Origin of the sequence: Chryseosolibacter indicum, assembly GCF_018598585.1 — a bacterium.
Taxonomy (GTDB): Bacteria; Bacteroidota; Bacteroidia; order Cytophagales; family Cyclobacteriaceae; genus Chryseosolibacter; species Chryseosolibacter indicus.
The window spans coordinates 1-6,554 of the sequence record NZ_JAHESD010000114.1 but is presented as its reverse complement, the minus strand read 5'-3'; the positions used below and the strand labels follow the sequence as shown (position 1 = coordinate 6,554).

At 41.7% G+C, this 6,554-nt stretch carries 8 protein-coding genes; 3 read left to right on the top strand and 5 right to left on the bottom strand.

What is annotated here, in order from left to right:
• The 4 genes from KK060_RS24310 to KK060_RS24295 all read right to left on the bottom strand — a co-directional run.
• Positions 1-1,826 (bottom strand): ABC transporter permease (locus KK060_RS24310; RefSeq protein WP_254157800.1); only part of this gene is annotated, 1,826 nt, incomplete at its 3' end.
• Positions 1,827-2,107: 281 nt separating this feature from the next.
• Positions 2,108-2,551: a peptidylprolyl isomerase gene (locus KK060_RS24305; protein ID WP_254157798.1), complete on the bottom strand. Its 444-nt coding sequence runs from the start codon at positions 2,549-2,551 to the stop codon at positions 2,108-2,110.
• A gap of 55 nt (positions 2,552-2,606) precedes the next feature.
• Complete coding sequence (locus KK060_RS24300; protein ID WP_254157796.1) at positions 2,607-3,323, bottom strand: SDR family oxidoreductase; 717 nt, start codon at positions 3,321-3,323, stop codon at positions 2,607-2,609.
• Positions 3,324-3,395: 72 nt separating this feature from the next.
• Positions 3,396-4,130, bottom strand: coding sequence for a phosphatase PAP2 family protein (locus KK060_RS24295; RefSeq protein WP_254157794.1), 735 nt, complete (start codon positions 4,128-4,130; stop codon positions 3,396-3,398).
• A 76-nt stretch (positions 4,131-4,206) separates the two neighbouring features.
• On the opposite strand from KK060_RS24295, the gene KK060_RS24290 reads away from it, so the two are divergent.
• The gene (locus KK060_RS24290; protein ID WP_254157792.1) at positions 4,207-4,683 is read left to right on the top strand and encodes a VOC family protein; all 477 of its coding nucleotides are present in this window, start codon (positions 4,207-4,209) and stop codon (positions 4,681-4,683) included.
• A 342-nt stretch (positions 4,684-5,025) separates the two neighbouring features.
• On the opposite strand, the gene KK060_RS24285 is transcribed toward KK060_RS24290, so the two are convergent.
• Positions 5,026-5,406, bottom strand: coding sequence for a hypothetical protein (locus KK060_RS24285; RefSeq protein WP_254157790.1), 381 nt, complete (start codon positions 5,404-5,406; stop codon positions 5,026-5,028).
• Between the two features lie 182 nt (positions 5,407-5,588).
• On the opposite strand from KK060_RS24285, the gene KK060_RS24280 reads away from it, so the two are divergent.
• Together KK060_RS24280 and KK060_RS24275 are read left to right on the top strand one after the other, a co-directional pair.
• The gene (locus KK060_RS24280) at positions 5,589-5,783 is read left to right on the top strand and encodes a hypothetical protein (RefSeq protein ID WP_254157788.1); all 195 of its coding nucleotides are present in this window, start codon (positions 5,589-5,591) and stop codon (positions 5,781-5,783) included.
• A gap of 225 nt (positions 5,784-6,008) precedes the next feature.
• Positions 6,009-6,479, top strand: coding sequence for a hypothetical protein (locus KK060_RS24275; RefSeq protein ID WP_254157786.1), 471 nt, complete (start codon positions 6,009-6,011; stop codon positions 6,477-6,479).
• The last annotated feature ends 75 nt before the right edge of the window (positions 6,480-6,554 follow it).

Sequence of the window (6,554 nt, the reverse complement as noted above, 5' to 3'; positions counted from 1 at the left end):
GGTTTTACAAGTGAGGTAGTGTTAAAATCAGTTACTACGCCTTTTACCGGAAACCGCTTGTCCCATAGATCAATCTCTTTTCCGACAATGTCATTCATATTATCAAAGCCTGCAATTTTTGCGAGACTTTCATTGACGATGACTCCGTTAATGGTATCAGCATCCATAAGTCCTTCACCCGCGGTAACTTTTATCCGGAAAACTTTCAGGTAGTCACTGTCCACCTGTTTAATTTGCGTTTTAAAAGAAGCTTCACTACCTGTCATTTTAAATTCTGTGCTACTTACTCTGTTGGAGGTAGGGGGAGTACTGTTCAGTGTTGCTTTCTCAATTCCTGGTAATGCGAGAATCTCATTTTTTAATGTACGTGCTATACCTATAGCGCTGTTGGTATCATTAACGGGAATTGGAACTGTTATAATCGCATCCTTATCATACCCTATGTCCTGCTGAAGCATGAAGTCCATCTGCTTCGCTATTACAATGGTACTGATAATAAAGAATTGCGAAATGAAGAATTGTAGCATAACAAGGCCTTTGCGTAAGCCTGCACTGGATGAAGGTTCGCTACTAACCTGACTTTTCAGTGCTAACACTGGCTTAAATGATGAGGCTGCAAATGCGGGATATAACCCAGACAACAATGAGACCGCAATTGTAATAGCAATCAAAAATCCCCAAAGCGTGAGGTCTGTCATCAGGTTGAGAGAAAGTGACAACTCCAGGAAAGGATTGAGAAATTCAAGTGATAGCTGTGCAACGGCGAGCGAGATAAACACGGCAACAACGGTTATTAAAAATGTTTCGATCATGTATTTTATAATCAAATCGCCGCGTGAGCTTCCCAGTGTTTTTCGGATACCCACTTCTTTCGTTCTTTTAATTGCTTCTGCAGTAGTAAGGTTGATAAAATTGATACATGCGGTAAGCAGGAGAAAGATCCCAATCACAGAAAAGGTAATGCCTACCACAGGAGGCATATGCTTATTGTAGTTTCCAAACCGCATATCTGAATGCATTTCTTTAAGCGGTTGAATTAAAAATTTCGTCTCTTCAGCTTTGTTATCGCCTGAGCCAACATACTTTTGCGCGAAGGCCGACATTTCCCGATCAACACCATCGATAGCGCTATTTTCTTTTAACAGGAAGTAACAGTTATCTGAATCTGAAGTACTGCCCCAGCCAGCCTGGTCCATCGATTTCTTTATTGTGACATAAGAGAGCATCAAGTCAAAAGGCAGATCTGTGTTAGGAGGAAAGTCTTCCATTACAGCAGTAATTTTAAAGTCATTGCGCTCATACTGGATGATCTCGCCGACAACATCTGTCTTTTCAAAATATTTAATTGCCCACCGTCTGGAAATCACGGCTTCGTTAGGTTCATCTAAAACTTTTTCGCGTGAGCCAATTAATATCTTACGATCAAAGATTTTGAAGAATGAAGGCTCGGCAAATACTACCCCAGTGGGTTCTTCATATTTTTTTAACTGTCCATTCTGTTGTACTACAGTTACTAAACTTCCTCTCCGATAAGAAGTAAAGGCCACTTCCTCAGCTTCCGGGAAGTCGTTCCGAAAAGCATCAGGCAAGACCGGTGGAACACCTTGCGTAAAGGTATAGTCGTTATTCCCTTTAGCTTGTGTTACAACACGATAGATTCTGTCGAAATTAGAATGGTATCGATCATACGAATTTCCATTTCTAACGATGAGAAAAAGAATCAGGCTTGCTGAGATGCCGAGTGCCAGCCCTGCAATGTTAAGAAGGGTGCTGGTTCCCTGCCTTAGCAGACTTCGTAACGCGGTCTTAAAGTAATTTCGAAACATAGGGATGGAGGTTAAGTGGCAAACAGTAGTAATGTTCGCCCTTTTGCAATCACTGTGCCACTGCACTAAATATCGTAAAAAGGCCGATAGTACTTCATTTCATGTTCAGATATGCATAAATGTGTTCGTTATCGGGATTACAAGTATATCAATAATGGGATCGCATCCTGTAGTTCACTCCCACCTAGAAGGTGGCAAGTTGTCTTTCCTGGCCTAAAGACGAAGAGCAGCTCTCAGGCTGCTCTTCCAAATTATAACTGAATAATGAAGCAGAGTATTTATTATTCTTCTACTTCTTTAATCACCACTTTCTCCATTACATCACCTTGTCTGATCTGGTCGATCACGTCCAGGCCTTCGTATACTTTGCCAAATACGGTGTGGTTACGATCAAGGTGTTTGGTGTTCTCGCGGTTGTGGCAGATAAAGAACTGAGAGCCACCTGTATTTCTTCCGGCATGTGCCATAGACAATACACCACGGTCATGATATTGGTTGTCTCCTGTTAACTCACAATCAATTTTGTAGCCAGGGCCACCATTGCCGATACCGTTAGGGCAACCACCCTGAACAACGAAGTTGGGGATCACACGGTGAAAGGTAAGTCCGTCATAAAAATTGCTCTCTGCTAACTTGATAAAATTAGCAACAGTGTTAGGAGCATCTTTTTCGAAGAACTTAATTTTCATTACACCTTTACCGGTGTGGATTTCTGCTGTTTTCATTAATTAGATTTATTGTTACTTATGTGATTATTATAAATTCAAATAGTTCACGCCCTTATTTTGAAGGCATACTTGGTCTTACTTCAACCTTACTTGGCAAAGTTCTTGGATTCATCTGCAACAGATCAACTACCATCTGGCCCATGTCTTCAGGCTGAATCTTCCATGCGTCTTTTTCGTTCGGCTTGTTGCCATCAAATTCAGTGGCAACAGAACCGGGCATGATGGTAGAAACTTTAATGCCGTGATTTCTCAAATCCATCATAATGGCTTGTGTAAAACCTACCAGACCGAATTTACTCGCATTGTAGGCAGAGCCGCCAGCAAAGAAGTTTGTACCAGCAAGACTTGCAATAGTGATAATATAGCCTTTTGATTCTTTAAGTGCCGGCACTGTTGCCTTCACACCATGAAACACACCCGTAAGATTTATTTCGATGGTCTCATTCCACTGTTCTTCTGTTAAGGTTTCTACAGAGCCGAAATGTCCTACGCCCGCATTGGCTACAAACACATCAAGCTTACCCCACTTACTAACAGCCAGCTCAACGGCTTTTTGTTGACTTTTCAGATCCCTTACGTCAGCCTGAATACCTGCGGCTTCACCACCACGCAAAGCATTAAGCTTTTTAACTGCTTGGTCCGCAGCAGCTTGAGTTCGGCTGGTGATCACCACATTTACCTTTTGTTTTACAAGGGCTTCTGCAATGCCATATCCAATACCTTTATTACCACCGGTTATAAGAGCAACTTTATTTTCAAGGTTCTGCATAGTTTAATTTTTTGCGAATATAATTAACGGATGCTGCCGTTCAATCCTTTTCCAACAACAGTAACCAGTGATTTAGTTTCGCGCTGTTCTACGTTTTCTTAAAAGGTCTACAATGTTAAAGATGATGATACAAAGTGTAATCCACAGTAATCCGCCCATATAACCTGCAAGCACATCAGAAGGATAATGCACCCCGAGATAAATTCTGCTAATACCGATGGAGAGGATCAGTAAGCTTAAAAGGATAACAAGCGCCAATCTTAAGGCTTTATGCATTTTTATCCTGAAGCACAGGTAGATAAGAAACCCGTAGAAAGCCATGGCACTCATGGAGTGCCCGCTGGGAAAACTGAGTGAGTTCACTGTTACCAGATGCTCGGTGATGGGCCTTGGCCTGTTGATCGCTCTTTTCAGGGCAATATTGGAAAGCGTAGCCAGAATAAGTACCGCCGTTATCTGTAAAGTATACATCCATTTTCTGAGGTAGAAATAGAAGAAGAACCCCAATGCAATGATCAGTGCGATGTACGTATACCGATCGCCCAGGTCAGTTACGTATTGAAAGATTGTTGTTAAAAACGGAGAGCGATAACTGATGATGTAACTACTGACAGCATCATCAAAATACACCAGTTCATTTTCAGCAAGCTCGTCAGCCAGTTCAACAAACACCTTTAAAGCGAAGCCAAAGATAACGATGGCAACGATGATGGAAATATAGTAGGGGAGGTCTTCATTCTTTGAATGGAGTTGCTCTTTAGTGAATTTCCTGATCCAACGTATAATTTCAATGATTCTGTCTCTCATGATTTAACAGGAGCGGTTGTATAATCGCCTAATTATTTCTTTATCTTTCGCAAAGTAGATTCTTTTAACCATGAAAATGAAATATATTATCCTGTCTGTTGTATTGATATGCATGCTTATTGTTCCTGCTACGGCCCAGAAGGGCCAAAAGGGTAAGGACGACCCCACCATCATGCTTAACCACATCGCCGTTCATGTCTCTAACCTGGAGCAGAGCACAGCGTTTTATGAAAATATCCTTGGGCTTAAAAAGATAGAAGAGCCCTTTAAAGATGGACTCCATACATGGTTTACACTGGGTGCCGCGGGACAACTACACCTCATACAGTCACCAGAGAAAGATCCGCAGGTGAACAAAAACAACCACATCTGTTTCAGTGTAAAGTCAGTCGACAAATTTATTGAGCGCCTGGATGCCAACAAGATCGACTACACCAACTGGCCCGGCACAGAAAAAGCCCCTACCGTAAGGGTTGACGGCGTAAAACAAATCTACATCAAAGACCCCAACGGACATCTGATCGAGATCAACGACGACAAGCCGAAGAAGTAGGCAGTAGGCAATGCGTAATTGACAGTTGACAATGTTCAATTGACAATCGCTCAGTCCTGATGACTGACCATTGACTACCTCCAATGCCTAACCCCTAATGCCCAATGTCCCATTCCTGATTCAAGTCTTATGCATGGCGCCAGGCACCGCGCGTGATTTGGACCTACTTGTGATTTAAGCCTGATGATTTGAAGTCAGTCAAGCACAAGTCGCACACATGATGTCACACCTTCCTAAGACTTGCGCTAGTTGAGGGAACGTAAAGCATTTGCGCAAGCTAATGTGTTAGGTAAGCATACCCGGTGAATCACCCTTACGGGGATCAAAGACCGCTCTAATCCTTTAGATACTTTGTAATACTTTAAACTCGGTCTGTTCTCCGGGAAGGGCATACTTGAATACCATAACGACAGACACCATAATGTTGAGCACGATAAGGGATAACCCGACAAGAATTAACGATATGCCCTCTGCCCCTGCAATGGCAATTTCATCGAACTCAGCGAGTAGCGCAAGTAACAAGTACACATTAACCAGGGAGAATGCACTGGCAATCATAAACCCCATAATCCTGTTTTTGAAAATAAGCTGAAGGATAAGAATAAAGATAAAGGCAATGGCTATTGGACTAACAGAAACGGGAAGCAGATAGGTGGCAAAAAACCCTGCAACAAGTAAATAGTAATCAATATACCGGATGAGCGTACGCTTAATGGTTTTCATAGTAGGGGTGGGTTTAATGATTAACTATTAATTCGCTTACAAAAGATACGAAAGAACACCAGGAAAAGCAAGGCATTCGCTTATCGTAACCTCCTTCATTTGACTGCCTGGTGGGCCTTACTAATCTTATTTAAAAAATTCGTTTACAAGCTGTTCCCATGCTTTCTTAAAGATGTCGAGCAATGAACCAGGATTTTTCTTCGGTTGCCTTTTTTGAGTTATGGTCTAATAATTATCAGATACCCAATAGAATAGCATTAAAGTGCCTGGAGAATGACTGGAGGGTGGCTTCGGTGACGTTGCGTCAGGAGCGTTTTGACCGAAGGATACGCGAGTTTAACCGGAGGCACTTCCCAGGCACTCTCATAGGTGACTAATACGTTGTTTATAGTCTAGTAGGGTTTCCGTTTCGGCCCGCATTGTTATATGCCGATTTTTATCAAACTGTGCAAGGCAAGTGGCAACTAGCTCACGAACCTGAGCTACGCTCACAGAACCGGTTTATCAGCTACATTTTTGAGAAGGAATGGAAAGTATTAAATTGTAGGGTATATAGGGCAGGGTGTCCTATAGCGAATTATTGGGCTTATCCAATTAGGAAAATGGAAAGTAACAGAACATACTACTATCTCTTTAAATACAGTTTATTGGGAGTTTCGATTTTATTAGCAATTGTAGCTATTGTTTCTTGGATTGCTCCGGAATTAATGACTGTTAATGGCCAACCTGGGGCTCGAGACCTTTTGACAACATTGATATTCGCCCTAATTGCAGTAATAGCGTTCTTAGTATTTCTTTTGATCCGGGATAAATTTGCTATTGTGGAATTAGGAAATCAAACAGTAAAGATTAAACACAATGGACAGGATAAAGCAATCTCTTGGCTAGAGGTTGAGGAAGTGAAACTGATTCAATTCATATATCCACCATTATATAAAATTAGGATAAAGGATAGTGATGAAACCATTTGGTTTAATACCGAATCAAATTATATAAGTGTGAATGGCTTCGTGATAGATACAAGTGATATGGGGGACTTAATAAAAAAGAAGAAAAGAGAACTGGGGATTTAAACCACTTTTAAAGTTCCACAGGGGTACAGCTTATCCTGTGGTAAAAGGGGGGGACAAACAGGGGGATGAGTAGGG

Bases quoted from the DNA above. Each gene is read 5' to 3' on its own strand.
- KK060_RS24305 (WP_254157798.1), bottom strand. From the start codon at position 2,551: ATGAAAACAGCAGAAATCCACACCGGTAAAGGTGTAATGAAAATTAAG.
- KK060_RS24300 (WP_254157796.1), bottom strand. From the start codon at position 3,323: ATGCAGAACCTTGAAAATAAAGTTGCTCTTATAACCGGTGGTAATAAA.
- KK060_RS24295 (WP_254157794.1), bottom strand. From the start codon at position 4,130: ATGAGAGACAGAATCATTGAAATTATACGTTGGATCAGGAAATTCACT.
- KK060_RS24290 (WP_254157792.1), top strand. From the start codon at position 4,207: ATGAAATATATTATCCTGTCTGTTGTATTGATATGCATGCTTATTGTT.
- KK060_RS24285 (WP_254157790.1), bottom strand. From the start codon at position 5,406: ATGAAAACCATTAAGCGTACGCTCATCCGGTATATTGATTACTATTTA.
- KK060_RS24280 (WP_254157788.1), top strand. From the start codon at position 5,589: ATGAACCAGGATTTTTCTTCGGTTGCCTTTTTTGAGTTATGGTCTAAT.
- KK060_RS24275 (WP_254157786.1), top strand. From the start codon at position 6,009: ATGGAAAGTAACAGAACATACTACTATCTCTTTAAATACAGTTTATTG.